The organism is Streptomyces sp. TBY4, assembly GCF_024213195.1.
In the GTDB taxonomy this organism is placed as follows: Bacteria; Actinomycetota; Actinomycetes; order Streptomycetales; family Streptomycetaceae; genus Streptomyces.
Genome location: NZ_JANAVF010000019.1, coordinates 19,230 through 33,627, shown reverse-complemented (window position 1 = coordinate 33,627; position 14,398 = coordinate 19,230). Strand labels below are relative to the sequence as shown.

Annotated in this window: 17 protein-coding genes; 9 read left to right on the top strand and 8 right to left on the bottom strand. The window is 72.6% G+C overall.

The window, feature by feature from the left end; translation table 11 throughout:
- The first annotated feature begins 130 nt into the window (after positions 1 to 130).
- Positions 131 to 331 carry a hypothetical protein gene (locus NLX94_RS32590; protein ID WP_254386736.1) on the top strand — a complete coding sequence of 67 codons (201 nt, stop codon included), beginning with the start codon at positions 131 to 133 and terminating at the stop codon, positions 329 to 331.
- Positions 332 to 564: 233 nt separating this feature from the next.
- Here NLX94_RS32590 and NLX94_RS32585 read toward each other — a convergent pair whose 3' ends face one another.
- Positions 565 to 1,365 carry an IclR family transcriptional regulator gene (locus tag NLX94_RS32585; protein WP_254386735.1) on the bottom strand — a complete coding sequence of 267 codons (801 nt, stop codon included), beginning with the start codon at positions 1,363 to 1,365 and terminating at the stop codon, positions 565 to 567.
- Between the two features lie 121 nt (positions 1,366 to 1,486).
- Between NLX94_RS32585 and NLX94_RS32580 the strand changes: the two genes are divergently transcribed.
- Positions 1,487 to 2,209 (top strand): class I SAM-dependent methyltransferase, encoded by a 723-nt coding sequence (locus NLX94_RS32580; protein WP_254386734.1) that lies wholly within the window; start codon positions 1,487 to 1,489, stop codon positions 2,207 to 2,209.
- Positions 2,210 to 2,234: 25 nt separating this feature from the next.
- Here NLX94_RS32580 and NLX94_RS32575 read toward each other — a convergent pair whose 3' ends face one another.
- Entirely contained in the window at positions 2,235 to 3,689 is a 1,455-nt protein-coding gene (locus NLX94_RS32575) for a hypothetical protein (RefSeq protein ID WP_254386733.1), read from the bottom strand.
- An 80-nt stretch (positions 3,690 to 3,769) separates the two neighbouring features.
- On the bottom strand, positions 3,770 to 4,282 hold the full coding sequence (locus tag NLX94_RS32570; RefSeq protein ID WP_254386732.1) for a DinB family protein: 513 nt from the start codon (positions 4,280 to 4,282) through the stop codon (positions 3,770 to 3,772).
- A 98-nt stretch (positions 4,283 to 4,380) separates the two neighbouring features.
- On the opposite strand from NLX94_RS32570, the gene NLX94_RS32565 reads away from it, so the two are divergent.
- Positions 4,381 to 4,638, top strand: a complete 258-nt coding sequence (locus NLX94_RS32565) for a hypothetical protein (RefSeq protein ID WP_254386731.1) — start codon at positions 4,381 to 4,383, stop codon at positions 4,636 to 4,638.
- Positions 4,639 to 4,647: 9 nt separating this feature from the next.
- Here the strand turns inward: NLX94_RS32565 and NLX94_RS32560 are convergent, their stop codons facing one another.
- Positions 4,648 to 5,154, bottom strand: a complete 507-nt coding sequence (locus NLX94_RS32560) for a hypothetical protein (RefSeq protein WP_254386730.1) — start codon at positions 5,152 to 5,154, stop codon at positions 4,648 to 4,650.
- A 182-nt stretch (positions 5,155 to 5,336) separates the two neighbouring features.
- Here NLX94_RS32560 and NLX94_RS32555 point away from each other — a divergent pair, with 182 nt between their 5' ends.
- Positions 5,337 to 5,915, top strand: a complete 579-nt coding sequence (locus tag NLX94_RS32555; RefSeq protein WP_254386729.1) for a dienelactone hydrolase family protein — start codon at positions 5,337 to 5,339, stop codon at positions 5,913 to 5,915.
- Between the two features lie 65 nt (positions 5,916 to 5,980).
- On the opposite strand, the gene NLX94_RS32550 is transcribed toward NLX94_RS32555, so the two are convergent.
- Positions 5,981 to 7,753, bottom strand: coding sequence for a FadD3 family acyl-CoA ligase (locus tag NLX94_RS32550; protein WP_254386728.1), 1,773 nt, complete (start codon positions 7,751 to 7,753; stop codon positions 5,981 to 5,983).
- A gap of 92 nt (positions 7,754 to 7,845) precedes the next feature.
- On the opposite strand from NLX94_RS32550, the gene NLX94_RS32545 reads away from it, so the two are divergent.
- From NLX94_RS32545 to NLX94_RS32535, 3 genes are read left to right on the top strand one after another with little or no spacing between them, the layout of a single operon-like run.
- Positions 7,846 to 8,997: a lipid-transfer protein gene (locus tag NLX94_RS32545; protein ID WP_254386727.1), complete on the top strand. Its 1,152-nt coding sequence runs from the start codon at positions 7,846 to 7,848 to the stop codon at positions 8,995 to 8,997.
- 13 nt (positions 8,998 to 9,010) lie between these two features.
- Positions 9,011 to 9,475, top strand: coding sequence for a Zn-ribbon domain-containing OB-fold protein (locus tag NLX94_RS32540; RefSeq protein WP_254386726.1), 465 nt, complete (start codon positions 9,011 to 9,013; stop codon positions 9,473 to 9,475).
- A complete protein-coding gene (locus NLX94_RS32535) occupies positions 9,472 to 10,251 on the top strand; it encodes an enoyl-CoA hydratase/isomerase family protein (RefSeq protein WP_254386725.1) in 780 nt (259 codons plus the stop codon). The genes NLX94_RS32540 and NLX94_RS32535 overlap by 4 nt, the downstream gene beginning before the upstream one ends.
- A 43-nt stretch (positions 10,252 to 10,294) precedes the next feature.
- On the opposite strand, the gene NLX94_RS32530 is transcribed toward NLX94_RS32535, so the two are convergent.
- Positions 10,295 to 10,906 (bottom strand): hypothetical protein, encoded by a 612-nt coding sequence (locus NLX94_RS32530; protein ID WP_254386724.1) that lies wholly within the window; start codon positions 10,904 to 10,906, stop codon positions 10,295 to 10,297.
- Positions 10,907 to 11,040: 134 nt separating this feature from the next.
- Here NLX94_RS32530 and NLX94_RS32525 point away from each other — a divergent pair, with 134 nt between their 5' ends.
- On the top strand, positions 11,041 to 11,592 hold the full coding sequence (locus tag NLX94_RS32525) for a hypothetical protein (protein ID WP_254386723.1): 552 nt from the start codon (positions 11,041 to 11,043) through the stop codon (positions 11,590 to 11,592).
- Between the two features lie 113 nt (positions 11,593 to 11,705).
- Here NLX94_RS32525 and NLX94_RS32520 read toward each other — a convergent pair whose 3' ends face one another.
- Positions 11,706 to 13,205: an MFS transporter gene (locus NLX94_RS32520; RefSeq protein WP_254386722.1), complete on the bottom strand. Its 1,500-nt coding sequence runs from the start codon at positions 13,203 to 13,205 to the stop codon at positions 11,706 to 11,708.
- A 149-nt stretch (positions 13,206 to 13,354) separates the two neighbouring features.
- Between NLX94_RS32520 and NLX94_RS32515 the strand changes: the two genes are divergently transcribed.
- Complete coding sequence (locus NLX94_RS32515) at positions 13,355 to 13,822, top strand: MarR family transcriptional regulator (RefSeq protein ID WP_254386721.1); 468 nt, start codon at positions 13,355 to 13,357, stop codon at positions 13,820 to 13,822.
- 60 nt (positions 13,823 to 13,882) lie between these two features.
- Here the strand turns inward: NLX94_RS32515 and NLX94_RS32510 are convergent, their stop codons facing one another.
- Complete coding sequence (locus NLX94_RS32510; RefSeq protein ID WP_254386720.1) at positions 13,883 to 14,377, bottom strand: peptidylprolyl isomerase; 495 nt, start codon at positions 14,375 to 14,377, stop codon at positions 13,883 to 13,885.
- Positions 14,378 to 14,398 lie beyond the last annotated feature (21 nt).

The window sequence follows — 14,398 nt, the reverse complement described above, 5'->3', positions numbered from 1 at the left end:
ATCACCATCGACCAGGATGGTGTTCATCGACTCGAAGTGTCGGGGGGCACCAAAGTCGACTGCAGGACCACCCGTTCGGCGATCCGCGGGGGAATTGCCGAACGGGTCCTACCCACCATCAGGAGACCCGATGACGACGAACGAGAACGTCCTGCCGACCGACGGCGCCACCACCACGCCGATCGACACCCACACTCCGGATGTCGACATCACGCCCATGGACAACCACGCGGCGGGCGAGCCGATCAAGCCCGTCAAGCCGCTCGACAACCACGCCGCGGGCGAGGACATCGTGACGATGGACAACCACGCCGCCGGTGGCGGCCTGTAGGTGGGGGCTTAGGCCGCACAGACTCACAGACGCGTACGGGCCGGGAACACGGGGGAAACGGGGATCCGGCCCGTACCGCAAGACGTACCACGGGGGACCGGGGGGTCACAGGGGGACCACCCGGGGGTGCACAGGGGGGGACGGCGGCCGCGGTGGCCTGGAGGGGGACCACCGCGGCCGCCGCATGCCCATGTCCGGGCGCGGCGCCCAGCCGCCTTGCTCAGCCGCCTTGCTCAGCCGCCGCGCTGGAGCAGCCGCTCCACGCCCCGCGCGGCCTGCAGCAGCGCCGGCGCGAACCGCTCCAGCTCCTCCCGCGTGGTCAGGAAGGTGAGGGCGCTGAGGCTCACCCCGCCCACCGGCACTCCCTGGCGGTCGAAGACGGGCATGCCCAGGCAGCGGACCGACGGCTCGAACTCCTCGTCGTCGACGGCGTGGCCGCGTGCCCGGACCGTCCTCAGTTCCTCGGCGAGGACCTCCCGGTCGGTGCGGGTCCGCCGGGTCACGGCCGGCATCCCGGTGGCGCGCAGGACGGCCTCGGCCTCCTCCGGCGGCAGGTGCGCGAGGACGGCCTTGCCGATCGCGGTGGCGTGCAGGGGGATGCGCAGGCCGACGCGCGAGGAGGTCCGGTAGGACTGGGTGCCCTCGATCTTGCGGACGTACGTGAGGGCGTTGCCGCTGCGCAGGGCCAGGTGGACGGCCTGGCCGGTGCACTTCTGGAGGAATTCGAGCAGCTCGACGATGCCCTCGGGCCGGTCGGTGGAGACCTCGGCGGCCAGGGTGCGCAGCCGCAGGCCGACTCCGTAGCTGCCGTCGCCGTCGGTGACGGCGTAGCCCTGCTCGACGAGGGAGGCCAGGATCCGGTAGGTGCTGGACTTGGGGACCCCGGTGGCGGCCGACAGCTCGGCGAGCCGGTGCGGGCCGCCGAACGCGGTCAGCGCCTCCGTGATCCGCAAGGTCTTCTCCAGGGCGCTGCCGGTCGTGGAGCTCCGTCCCGTGCGCTGGCCCGGCACCCCGCTCCCTATGGCGCTCGCCATGAAATCCCCAAAGGTTGGCAAAATGTGTCGATTCACTGTACGTCACGGGATGCCCGTTTTGCCCGGGGCCCAAGGACCCGAAATGCCGGAGGTCCGCGGCCGCGCTGACTACGCTGACCGTGTGTTCACCTCCCAGGGCCCGACCCTCCGCGAACTGGCCGTACAGGCCCTGTCCTCCGTCGAGCGGGGCTACGACCTCCTGGCCCCGAAGTTCGACCGGACCCCCTTCCGCACCCCCGACCGGATGCTCGACGCCGTCGAGGAGACGCTCGCCCGGCACGAGGGGCCCTTCGACGCCGGCCTCGACGTCTGCTGCGGTACGGGCGCCGGCCTCGGCATGCTGCGGCGGCTGTGCCCGGGGCGGGTGACCGGGGTGGACCTGAGCGCGGGCATGCTCGCCGAGGCCGGGCGCACGCACCCCGGGGTGGACCTCGTACGGGCCGACGCCCGCGCCCTCCCGGCCGCGCTCGGGGACGCGTACGACCTGGCCGTCAGCTTCGGCGCCTTCGGCCACTTCCTCCCGGCCGAGCGCCCCGCCGTCTTCTCGGGGGTCTACGGGGCCCTGCGCCCCGGCGGCGTCTTCGCCTTCCCGATCGGCGCCCCGATCCCGCCGAGCCGGCCGGCGTGGTGGGCCCTGAGCGGCTTCGACGCGGTGATGCGCGTGCGCAACGCCGTCTGGCGGCCGCCCTTCGTCATGTACTACCGCACCTTCCCGCTGGGCGGCGTCCGCACGGACCTGCGCGCGGCCGGCTTCACGGTGGAGACCCTCCCGCTGGACCACTTCGGCCACCGCCCGGACGGAACGCCCAGGTGGCGGCTGGTCCTGGCCCGCCGGGCGGGCTGACCCCGGGAGCCGTCACCGGGCCGCCCTAGGCCGGGCCCAGTTCCGGGTCGCGGGTTTCGTGGACCTCCCAGTCGCCCAGGCGGTCCGTGAGGGCCTCTCGGCGGCGGGACAGGAAGACGAAGGCGGCGACGGCGGTGGTCGCGGCGGCTGCGGTCACGGACAGGGCGGCGCCCCAGGACATCGGGACCAGCAGAACGTAGGTGGCGAGGGCGTAGGACAGCAGCAGGCCGCCGAGCCAGGGCCAGTGGGCGCCCGGCAGCACGGTGGTGGGGGTGGCGGCGAGGACGGTACTGCGGTTCGGGTCGGGCTGCACCGGGGTCGCGGGGGCGAGGATGCGCTCGAAGTCGGCGCGGTCCAGCTCCAGCCACGCCACCTTGCCCTCGTCGGTGACGAAGACGACCGGCTGGTCGTTCCTGATCAGGCGCCAGTTGCGGGCGCCGCACAGCCAGCCCGGCCGTTCGCCCAGGGTGGCCGCGAGCAGGGCGAGCGCGTGGGGCGGGCCGCCGCGGTGGGCCGCCAGCAGCTCGGAGCCGTCCTCCAGGACGAAGCGCAGCTTGTGGTCCGAGGTCACGCGGACGGTGCCGTCGACGTCTCCGAGCGACACGTGGTCGCCGCGCCGGGCCGAGGTGATCCGTGCGCGGACGGCGGGCAGGGCCGATCCGGCGGCCGCGTCCTCGCGGAGGGTCCGGGCGGCGGCGTCGGCCTTCGGGGCGTACCAGGTCACGCGCATCACCCAGGTGAACAGCAGGAGCCCGCCGGGAACGAAGGCGCCCACCGTGAGGTAGGGCGGAAAGGAGAAGGCGAACGGTGAGCCCGCCTTCGCGTACCGGCCGACCTGGCCGGAGTAGTCGATCACGCCGCCGAGTTCGGGTGCCGAAGGGGCGTACAGGACGATCGTGGGCCTGGGCCTGCTCCCCCTCCTGCCGCTTCCCTCCATACCGAAGTGGCCGTTGCGCACCTCGACCTGCCCGGTGACCCGCCGGCCGTCCGGGGCGAGGACGGGGACTTCGACCGTCACGTCACCGCTGAACATCGCGACCTTCGGGTCGTCCCTCGTCAGCCGGTGAGTGGCGACGACCGTGCCCTCGGCGGTTTCGGCGCCGGCCTTCTGTATCGCGGCTATGCGCCTGAGGTCGTCGCCGTCCGGCCGGATCGCCAGCTCGGTCGCCACGGCCAGGGCGGGCAGGATCACGGCCACGCCCAGCAGCCACGGTGCGATGCGGCGGATCCACTGCGGCTCGACGGGCAGGCGCGCGGGCGGCGGCGCGGGATCGGCCTGCCGGGGGGCCACGACCCGGACCGGCCGGGAACCCGACCACACCCATACGGCGCCCAGGACCAGAGCCACGGCCCCCAGGACGACCACGTCCGGCCGGTACACGGACATGCCCGCCCGCAGCAGCAGTACCCAAACCGCCAGCACTGCGAACAGCAGCGCTCCCCCACAGGAAATCCTGGTCAGCCAGGTGTTTCTCGCCATGATCGCGGACTGTACCAACGCGGTTGCGCGGGGCGGCAGATGGGACGGATCCGGTGCAGAGGGGACAGCTGGGGGGGTGGTCAGGGATGCGGCCGTTCCAGCTGGCCCCGGATGTCGGCCAGGTGGTGGTGCAGTTCGTGGACGGTGTGGAGGGCCAGCCAGCGGAGGGAGCGTTCCGCGGGTTCGGGGTAGGTGTAGATCAGGGTGCGGTGCCAGTCGGAGGGCGGCAGGCGGTCGAGGGCGCCCGCGAACAACGCGGCCGCGTCCTTGAGTTGGCGGGCCACGTCGGCGGGGTTCTGGTCGGCGTAGCCGTCGTGGTCGACGCGTTCGTCGCGCCCCATGGGCTCGGCGGTCGGGGTGTCGGTGCGGCGGGCGGCCAGAAGGCGTTCCCGCTGGACGAACAGGACGTCGCGCACGTGGCAGGCGTACTCGAGGGGCGCCCACACGTGCTCGGCCGGACGGAGGCGGAGGGCCGGCGCGTCGGTGGTGAGCAGGTGCGCGGTGTAGGAGTCCGCGAGGTCCCTGATGAGGGTGGGAGTCTTCGGGGCCAGGTCGAGGACGTAGTCGAAGTCGCATTCGGTGCAAGCCGTCACACGGGGACAGTAACAAGCGCTGCCGCGGCGGGGCACGGGCATTCCGATACCTGGAGCGGTCCCTGGAGACCCTGGAGCACGGGGCGGGGGTGCAGGCCATGGTGGCCGCGCCGGCGGCGAAGCTGCCGGCGGGGCTGCCGGCGGGGCTGCCGGCGGGGCTGCCGGCGGGGCTGCGCGACCCGGCCGGGCTGATCGCCCACCGGCTCACGGCCCGGCTGCCGCCGCCACTGATCCCGCTTCCCCGCGCCCCCGCCTTCGTACCGCCGGATCCCTTCGTCGTCTGCCCGGAGTGCGAGCGCGCCTTCCGCAGCCCGGTGCCCGGGACCTGCCGGGGATGCAGTTCCGGTCGGGTGTGAGCGGCCGGGTCAGCGCTCCAGGTTGATCGTGAAGCGGCGCTCGCCCGGGGCGATCGTGTCTGCGTGGATGGAGCCGCGGGCGCGGTCGTACTTGCCGGTGCCGCCGGTGATCGCGTTGTCGAAGGAGGGCGGCGGGCCCGCGACCAGGTGGCCGAAGACCATGCCCTGTACGGCCAGCTGGCCGCCCGGCAGGGTGTACGTCACGTTGCACGTCTCCGCGCCGCCGTTGTCGACCCGGGTGGTGGTGCAGGTGCCGCCCGTCTCGCCGACCTGCTTGCCGTCCTTGTCGAAGAGGATCGAGCGGAAGACGGTCCGGTCGCCCTGGGCGGCGGGTCCATCCGGGTTGACGGGGAAGCGGGACTGTTCGGCGAGCTTGCCGGTGAGGGTGATCAGCTGGGCGCCCTTGTCGTGGGCGCGGCCGGTGTCCGGCGACGCGGCGGACGCCACGGGGGCGCAGGCGAGCAGGGCGAGCAGGGCGGTGGCCGTGCCGAGGGAGGGGGTCCTGAGGGGACGCATGCGAGGTCCTTGGGTGAGGCGTGCGGGTGGGTGGATGGACCATTCATAAGCACGGCTCGGCCGCCGCCCGGGAGCGTCCGGTCGCGACCCACCGTCAAGTCCGACCGATCGGACCAGCCCGGCGGGGTCATACTCGTGCTGCGGCGCCGCCCCGGACGCCGCAGCGAGCGGGGGGAAGCGGCATGGCCGAAGTGATGGTGTTCCACCACGGGCAGGGGCTGACGGACGGCGTCCGCGCGTTCGCCGTGCGGCTGCGGCGGGCCGGGCACACCGTCCACGTCCCGGACCTGTTCGAGGGGCGGGTCTTCGACAGCCTCGACGAGGGCATCGCCTACGCCGAGGCCACCGGCTTCGGGACCATCCTCGCGCGCGGGACCGCCGCGGCCGACGGGCTGCCGCCGGAGCTCGTCTACGTCGGCTTCTCGCTCGGCGTGCTGCCGGCGCAGAAGCTGGCCCAGACCCGGCCCGGCGCCAGGGGCGCGCTGCTGATCGAGGCGTGCGTCCCGGTCTCGGAGTTCGGCGACGCCTGGCCCGGGGAGGTTCCGGTCCAGGTCCACGGCATGGACGCCGATCCGTTCTTCGCCGGGGAGGGGGACGTGGACGCGGCCCGCGCGCTCGTCGGTTCGGCGGCGGACGCCCGGCTGTTCCTCTACCCGGGCGACCGGCACCTCTTCGCCGACAGCAGCCTCCCGACGTACGACGAGGACGCGGCGGAGCAGGTGGCGGACCGGGTGCTCGGCTTCCTCGAACGCATCGGATAGGCCCGGGGCGCGCGTGCGGCGGCCGGCCCCGGGTTCGGGGCCGGCCACCGATGTCTTCAGCCGCGTCAGCGGGTGCGGAGCTCCCGCTTGAGGACCTTGCCGCTCGCGTTGCGCGGGAGTTCGGAGACGAACTCCACCTCGCGCGGGACCTTGTAGTTGGCCATCTCCCGGCGGGACCAGGCGATCAGGTCGTCGGCCGTGAGGACCGCGCCCGGGCGGCGGACCGCGTACGCCTTGCCGACCTCGCCCAGCCGCGGGTCCGGGATGCCGACCACCGCGATGTCGGCGATGTCCGGGTGCAGGCCGAGGAGTTGCTCGATCTCGGCGGGGTAGGCGTTGAAGCCGCCGACGATGAACATGTCCTTGATCCGGTCGGTGATGCGCAGGTTCCCGGCGGCGTCGAGGACCCCGACGTCCCCGGTGCGGAGCCAGCCCTCGGGGGTGATGGCCTCGGCGGTCTCGGCCGGGTCCTCGAAGTAGCCGCGCATGACGTTGTGGCCGCGCACCCACACCTCCCCGGCCCGGCCGGCGGGCTGGGCCGTGCCGTCCGGGTCCGCGATCCTGACCTCGGTCCCGGGGATGGCCCGGCCCGAGGTCGAGGCGATGATCTCCGCCGGGTCGCCGCGGCGGCACATGGTGACGATGCCGCTCGCCTCGGAGAGCCCGTACGCGGTGAGGACGGTGCCGATGTGCAGCTCGCCGCGGAGCCGTTCCACGAGCTGGAGGGGGACGACCGCGGCTCCGGTGACCACCAGGCGCAGGGCGGACAGGTCGTGGTGGTCGCGCTGCGGGTGGTCCAGGAGGGACTGGTGCAGGGTGGGCGGACCGGGGAGTACGGAGATCCGCTCGGCGGCGATGTTGGCGAGGACGGTGTCCACGTTGAAGACGGGCTGGGGGACCATCGTGGCGCCGCGCATCAGGCAGGCGATGACCCCGGCCTTGTAGCCGAAGGTGTGGAAGAAGGGGTTCACGATCAGGTAGCGGTCCCCCTCGCGGAGGCCCGCGAGCTCGCTCCACACCTCGTAGCAGCGCAGGGACTGGGCGTGGGTGATGACGGCGCCCTTGGGGCTGCCGGTGGTGCCGGAGGTGAAGATGATGTCCGAGGGGGCGCTGGCGGGGATCGCGTCCGTACGGGCGCGGACGGCCTCGGCGGTTACGGAGTCTCCTCCGGTCAGGAACTCCTTCCAGGTGCGGAAGGAGTCCGGGGCGTCCTCGGACAGGACGACCACCTGCTCCAGGTGGGGCAGGCCGGGCAGCGGCCCGGTGCCCTCGCCCTCGGCGGCGGCGCGGCGCAGGGAGGCCACGTAAGAGGTGCCGAGGAAGGTGCCGGTGACGAAGAGGAGCCGGGCGCGGCTGCGCTGGAGGACGTAGGCGGCCTCGGAGCCCTTGAAACGGGTGTTGAGGGGGACGAGGACGGCTCCGGCGGAGACGGCGCCGAGGGCGGAGACGATCCACTCCAGGGTGTTGGGCGCCCAGACGGCGACCCGGTCCCCCGGCTCGATGCCCGCGGCCATACAGGCGGCGGCGGCCCGCTCCACGCGTTCGCCGAGCTGGGCATAGTCGATGCGGACGCGTCCGTCGACGACTGCCTCGCGGCCGGCGTACCGGGTGGCGGCGTCCCGCACGAGGGCGCCGATGCTCTGAGCCTCTGGTGAGGCCCCCGAACCGGGAAGCGGGCCGGACCCGGAGGAGTACGCGGGGCCCGCCTCCGGTCCCGGGGCGGAGTGGGACGCGGGCACGGCGTCCCCTCGCCCCGCATCGCCGCCGGCCTCCGGCCCGGCCGATTGCCCGTCCTCGGTCGCGCGAGCGACCCCGCGCGCGCCCTCGTCCTCGTCCATCGTCCGCCCTCCCGCGATACCAGTAGCTGACTATCCGTCAGATTAGCTGTAGCCTTCGCGGCTGTCAGTACTGGTGCACCCCGGAGGTGGCGATGGCGGCAACGCTCAAGGACGCTACGGCGATAGTCGGCATCGGGCAGACCGCCTTTGCCAAACGACTGCCCGAGTCCGAAAAGGAACTGGCCTGCCGGGCCATTCTCGCGGCGCTCGACGACGCGGGCATAGACCCGTCCGAGGTCGACGCCTTCTCCTCCTACACGATGGAGGAGACCGACGAGGTCGAGGTCGCCAAGGCCATCGGCGCCGGCGACGTCACCTTCTTCTCCAAGATCGGCTACGGCGGCGGCGGTTCCTGCGCCACCGTCGGCCACCTGGCCGCAGCCGTCGCCACCGGCCAGGCGAGCGTCGGCGTGGCCTGGCGTTCACGCAAGCGCGGCTCGGGGCCCCGGCCCTGGAAGAACACCGCCGTCCAGCTCCCCACCCCCGGCCAGTGGACGCGCCCCTTCGGGCTGCTGCGCCCCGCCGACGAGATCGGCATGCTGGCCCGCCGCTACATGCACGAGTACGGCGCCACCCGCGACCACCTCTTCAACGTCGCGATGGCCTGCCGCAACCGGGCCAACGAGAACCCGGCCGCGATGATGTACGAGCGCCCGCTGACCCGCGAGATGTACATGACCGCCCGCATGATCAGCGACCCGCTCTGCCTCTTCGACAACTGCCTGGAGACCGACGGGGCCCTGGCCTGCGTCATCGTCAGCGCCGAACGCGCCCGCGACTGCCGCCAGAAGCCCGTCTACGTCCACTCCGTCGCCCAGGGCCTGCCCGCCCAGCACCACGGCATGGTCAACTACTGGAACGACGACCCGCTGTCCGGCCCCGCCTGGACCGCCGCCCGACACCTGTGGAAGCAGGCCGACTTCGGGCCGCAGGACGTGGACGTGGCCCAGATCTACGACGCCTTCACCCCGCTCATCCCGCTCTCCCTGGAGGGCTACGGCTTCTGCGGCCGCGGCGAGGGTGCCGCCTTCACCGAGGGCGGGGCCCTGGAGATGGGCGGCCGGCTCCCCATCAACACCGGCGGCGGCGGCCTCAGCGAGGCCTACGTGCACGGCTTCAACCTGATCAACGAGGGCGTCAAGCAGCTCCGCGGCATCTCCACCGCCCAGGTTCCCGACGCCGCGACCTGCCTGGTGACCGCCGGCGAGGGCGTGCCGACGTCCGCCATCCTGCTGCGAGCCTGAGGAACGGAGACCCATGACCACCGCCGAAACCCCCTCCGCCGACGAGCTCCTCCTCCCCGTACCCGACGGGGACGGGGCCCCCTTCTGGGAGTACGCGGCCCAGGGCGAACTCCGCGTCCAGGCCTGCGCGGCGCCCGACTGCGGGAAACTGCGCTTCCCGCCCCGCCCCTGCTGCCCGCACTGCCGGTCCTTCGACTCCGAATGGCGCCTGATGAGCGGCCGGGGCCGGATCTGGTCGTACGTGCAGCCGCACCCGCCGCTGCTGCCCGCCTACGCCGCCATGGCCCCGTACAACGTGATCCTCGTGGAGCTCGCCGAAGCCCCGCAGATCCGCCTCGTCGGGAACCTCGTCACTTCCGCCGACGCCCCGCTGGACTCGATGGACCCGGCGCGGCTGCGCATCGGCGCCCGCGTCCAGGCGGTGTTCACCGAGACCGGCGGGATGGCGGTGCCGCGCTGGATCCTGGAGAAGTCATGACCGTGCGCGTCGAGCGCGACAAGACCACCGGGGTCGCGGTCGTCACCCTGGACCGGGAGCGCAAGCACAACGCGATCGACCTGGAAACGGCGGCCGAACTGGCCCGGGTCTGGCGGGAGTTCCGCTACGAGGACGAGGTACGGGCGATCGTGCTGACGGGCGCCGGGCAGGCGGCCTTCTGCACCGGCATCGACCGGAACGCGGAGGTGCCGCAGCCCTCCTCGCCGTACTCGGTGGACGATCCGCTCGTCGCCATCGGGCCGAAGGCGAACGACCTGTGGAAGCCGGTGGTCGCCGCCGTCAACGGCATGGCCTGCGGCGGGGCGTTCTACCTGCTGGGCGAATCGGAGTTCATCATCTCCTCCGCCTCCGCGACGTACTTCGACCCGCACACCAGCTACGGCATGGTCAGCGCGTACGAGGCGATCTACATGGCGCAGCGCATGCCCTTCGGCGAGGCCGCCCGGATGTCCCTGATGGGCACCGCCGAACGGCTCTCCGCACGGCGGGCGTACGAGATCGGCCTCGTCTCGGAGCTGGCCGAGCCCGGGGAACTGCTCCCGGCGGCCCTGCGGGCGGCCGAGACCCTGGCCGGCTTCCCGACGGAGGCCGTGCAGGGCACCGTACGGTCCCTGTGGACGGCGAAGCAGGCCGCGCTCCAGCAGGCCCTCGCGCAGGCGCCGGGTCTGGTGGCGCTCGGGAACCTGCCGCCGGAGCGGCAGGCCGAGCTGTTCGCCGGGCGGCGCGGGGCGGCACCGGAGCCGCGGATCCGCTGAGCCGCGGGGGTCGACGGGTGCCGTCTGCCGGCCCCCGTCCCCGCTAGCGGGTCTTCTTCGTGGACCGGGGCTTCGGCGTGCTCGTGGTCTTGCCGCCCGAGCCGCCGGTGGTGGTGACGGACCCCGTGCTCCCGGAGCCGGACGTCGACGTCGGGGTGGGCGAGGACGACGAGAGGGTCTGGACCTCCCCCACCACGCAGCGCTGCACCTCGCCCGCCTTGGCGGGGCTCGTCATCGGCACGTCGATCCTCCGGGTCTCGCCCGCCTTCAGCGTGAGGTCCGCGGAGCCGGAGTCGACCCGGCCGGACGCGCCCTCGAAGACCAGCGGTACGCGGAAGGTGTACTCGGCCGAGGCCTTGGAGGTGACCTCCACCACGGCCTTCACCCCGGCCGGCCCGACGCAGTTGACGACCACGGCCTGGGCGAGCGGGCGGGTCGCGGTGGGGGTGGCGGTGGCGGTGGAACCGCTGCCGCTGTTGCCCGTGCCGCTGTAGCTCTTCTTCTTCGACTTGCTCTTCGAGCTGGAGCAGCCGCCCCCGCTGCTCTTGCTCTTGCTCTTGCCGCCGCTGCCGCCCGTAGACGAGAACCCCGTCAGCGCGAGCACCACGCCCACCAGCACCGCCGTCAGCCTGAACTGCCGCCCCGTGACCACCATGGCCCTTACCCCTCCCCGTTGGACAACCGGCGGCACGCTACCAGGAGCCCCCCGCCGGACTCCGCGTGCGGCCGTGCGGGGGCGGGCGTAGCGTCGGGAACGAGATCCAGACCCACGTCCCCGGAGGGCCGGGCATGATCCGCAACGCACTCGGCTCGCTCCTGGGTCTGATCGGAGCGACGGCCGCCGTCTGGAGCCCCTTCCGTGCCTGGTACGACGGCCGTCACGGACGCGACTACCGCATCGAGGAGCTCTTCAGCGCCGCCGGGATCACCGATGACAAGGCCGCGCTGCTGGGGTCGCTGCTGCTGCCGTTCCTCTTCGGCGGGGTGCTCGCGGTGGTCGCGGTGGTGCTGCGGTCGCGGGTGCTCATGGCTTTGTCGGGGGTCGTCGTACTCGGCTTCGCCGTGCTGTGGATGGTGCGGCAGGGGCAGGCTGCGGGGAGTCTGTCCGTCGGTGGGGACGGGGCGGGGCTCGGCGACGGGGTCGCCAGTGCTTTCGGGGCGGGGGCGGTGCTTCTTCTGGCGGCGGCCGTGATGAGTGGGCGGCCTCGTCGGCGGCGCGAGCCCGTCGGGCGGGAGCCCGTCCCGGGGCCGGCCCCGGATCCGGATCCGGATCCGGATCCGGATCCGGCTCGGCCGCCGGGGCCTTCGGTTTGGCCTCCGCCGCCGCAGGATCACTCGTAGCGGACCCTGCGGGGCTGTCCCCTACCCGCCCTTCGCCCGTTCCCCGGGCTGCGCCCGGACCCCTTCGCGCGTGCCGCGCCGTTGCCGGGGGCCAGCCCCCGGACCCCCGCTCCTCAAACGCCGGAGGGGCTGGGTTTGCCGCTGGAGGGGCCGAGTCTGCCGGACCCCTGGGGGGCGCGGGTCAGCGACCGGAGCACGAGGGCGATCACGATGGCGACGGCCGAGCACACGGCCAGCGCGAGGAAGCCGTTGCCCACGCCGGCGGTGGTCGCGTCGGCGACGGAGTCGCCGCCGTCGAGGCGGCCGTCCACCGAGGTCATGAGGATGGTGCCGATGACGGCGATGCCGAGGGCGGCGCCGGTCTCGTTGAAGGTGTTCAGCAGGCCGGATCCGACGCCCGACTCCTCCAGCTTGACGTGCGAGGTGCCGATGCCGAAGAGCGGGACGAAGCAGGCCGGCAGACCGGCGCCGATGACCGCCAGCGCCCCGACGGTCAGCGCGACGCTGTCGCTGCCGGCCGCCAGGAGGCCCGTACCGACGAGCTGCAGCGCGGCGCCGGCCACGTACATGCCGCCCAGGCCCAGCGCGTTCGCCAGGGCCGGCGCGACCATGGCGACGACGAGGGCCGCCAGGCCCATGGGGAGCAGGGAGAGGCCGGTGACGAAGGCGCTCATCTCGTGGACCCGCTGGAAGTACATGCTGGCCAGGAAGGAGCTGCTGATCATGACGCCGGCCACCAGGAGCAGGCCGACGCTGGACAGCCAGTAGGTGGGCTTGCGCAGCAGGTGGAGCGGGAGCAGCGGGTCGGCCTGTCCGATCTCCATGAAGGTCACCACGGTGAGCAGGACCACGGCGGCGCCGATGCTGCTCCAGGCGGTCGGGTCGCCGAATCCCTCGTGCAGCCGGATCAGGCCGAAGGACAGGGCCGCGAGTCCGGCGGTCGACACGATGGCGGAGGGCAGCCGCAGCTTGCGGCCGTTGCTGGTGTTGAGGGCGGGCATGGCGCGCAGGGCGCCGATCAGGGCCGCGATGCTGACCGGGATGTTGATCAGGAAGGCCCAGCGCCAGCTGATGGCGGTGACGATGAGCCCGCCCAGGACGACGCCGATGGTCGCGCCGATCACGCCGAGGCCGCTCCAGGCGGTCAGAGCGATCTTGCGCTGCTCCTCGTCCTGGTAGACCGCCAGGATGATGGAGAGGGCGGCCGCGGAGAGCAGCGCGGCTCCGGCGCCCTGGAGGGCGCGGCCCGCGACGAGCAGCTCCTGGTTGCCGGCGATGCCGCAGAGCACGGAGGCCACGGCGAAGACCGAGAGGCCGGTGACGAAGGTGCGGCGGCGGCCGAAGACGTCGGAGACGCGGCCGCCGAAGAGCAGCAGGCTGCCGAGCATCAGGACGTACGCGCTGATGGTCCACTGCAGGGCGGTCGGATCGGCGGGCAGCTGGGCCCCGATGGAGGGCAGCGCCACGTTCACGACCGTGGAGTCCAGCATGACCATCAGCTGGGCGACGCCGACCACCACGAGGGTGGTCCAGGGGGCCTTGCCGGGGGCGTGGGCGTGCGCTTCTCCGGCGTCCTGCCCGGCGGTCTGGGGTGCCAGCGTCTGCTCGGTCACCACGTCTCCTTCGCTTGGGTACCGCGGTGGGGCACCGCGGGTGAGTACGACGACATAAACGATGCATGCGAATACATCGATCTTGATCCGCACAGTACATTCATGCGCCTGCATCGACAAGAGGAGCCCGCGAACCTACGATGAGGGGCGTGACAGAAACAGCTCTGACCGATCGATGGGTGTCCGTGACCCGCGCCTGCGCGCAGATCAATCAGGCCGCGGAACGCGCACTGGCCGAGCAACACGGCCTGTGCGCAAGCGCCTTCGAGATCATGGACGTGCTGATGCACGCCGACGACTGGATCCGGGCGGGCGAGCTCAGCTCCCGCGCGGCCAGGAGCCAGCCGCAGGTCTCCCGGCTGCTGGCGCAGATGATCAGCGCCGGCTACGTCGAGAGGAAGCCGTGCTCCACCGACCGGAGGGGCTTCGACGCCCGGCTCACGCCGGCCGGCCGGGAACTCTTCTCAGAGTCCTCCTCCACCATGGAAACGATCCTGCGCGACATGGCCGAGAGCAGCGCGGACATCCGCAACGTAATGGGGCTCCCCACCCCCCCACCAGGCGAACCAGCCGAAGTAGCAGAAGCATCCGCCGACAGGGCGCGGCCCCGGACATGACGGCGGCCCCGTCCCCCCTGAGGGGGCGGGGCCGGCCAGCCGTTGCGGGCGGGGTGGGGATCAGGCCTCGACGACGCCGGACGCCGCGATCTCGACCTTGCCCTTGACGGAGCCCGAGGGGGAACCGAGCTTCTCGATCTGGTCCACGAGCTCCTGGCCCGAGACGACCTCGCCGAAGACGACGTGCTTGCCGTCGAGCCACGGGGTGAGGACGGTGGTGATGAAGAACTGCGAGCCGTTGGTGTTGCGGCCGGCGTTCGCCATCGACAGCAGGTACTTGCGGTCGTGCTTCAGGGTGAAGTTCTCGTCGGCGAACTTCTCGCCGTAGATGCTCTTGCCGCCCGTGCCGTTGTGGTTGGTGAAGTCACCGCCCTGCAGCATGAACTGCGGGATGACGCGGTGGAAGCCGGAGCCGGCGTAGCCGAAGCCGTTCTGGCCGGTGCACAGCTCGCGGAAGTTCTGGGCGGTCTTCGGGACGACCTCGTCGAAGAGGTTGAAGACGATGCGACCGGCGTCCGCGCCGTCGATCTTGATGTCGAAGAATACGTTGCTCATGGGGTCCATCCTGTCACTCCT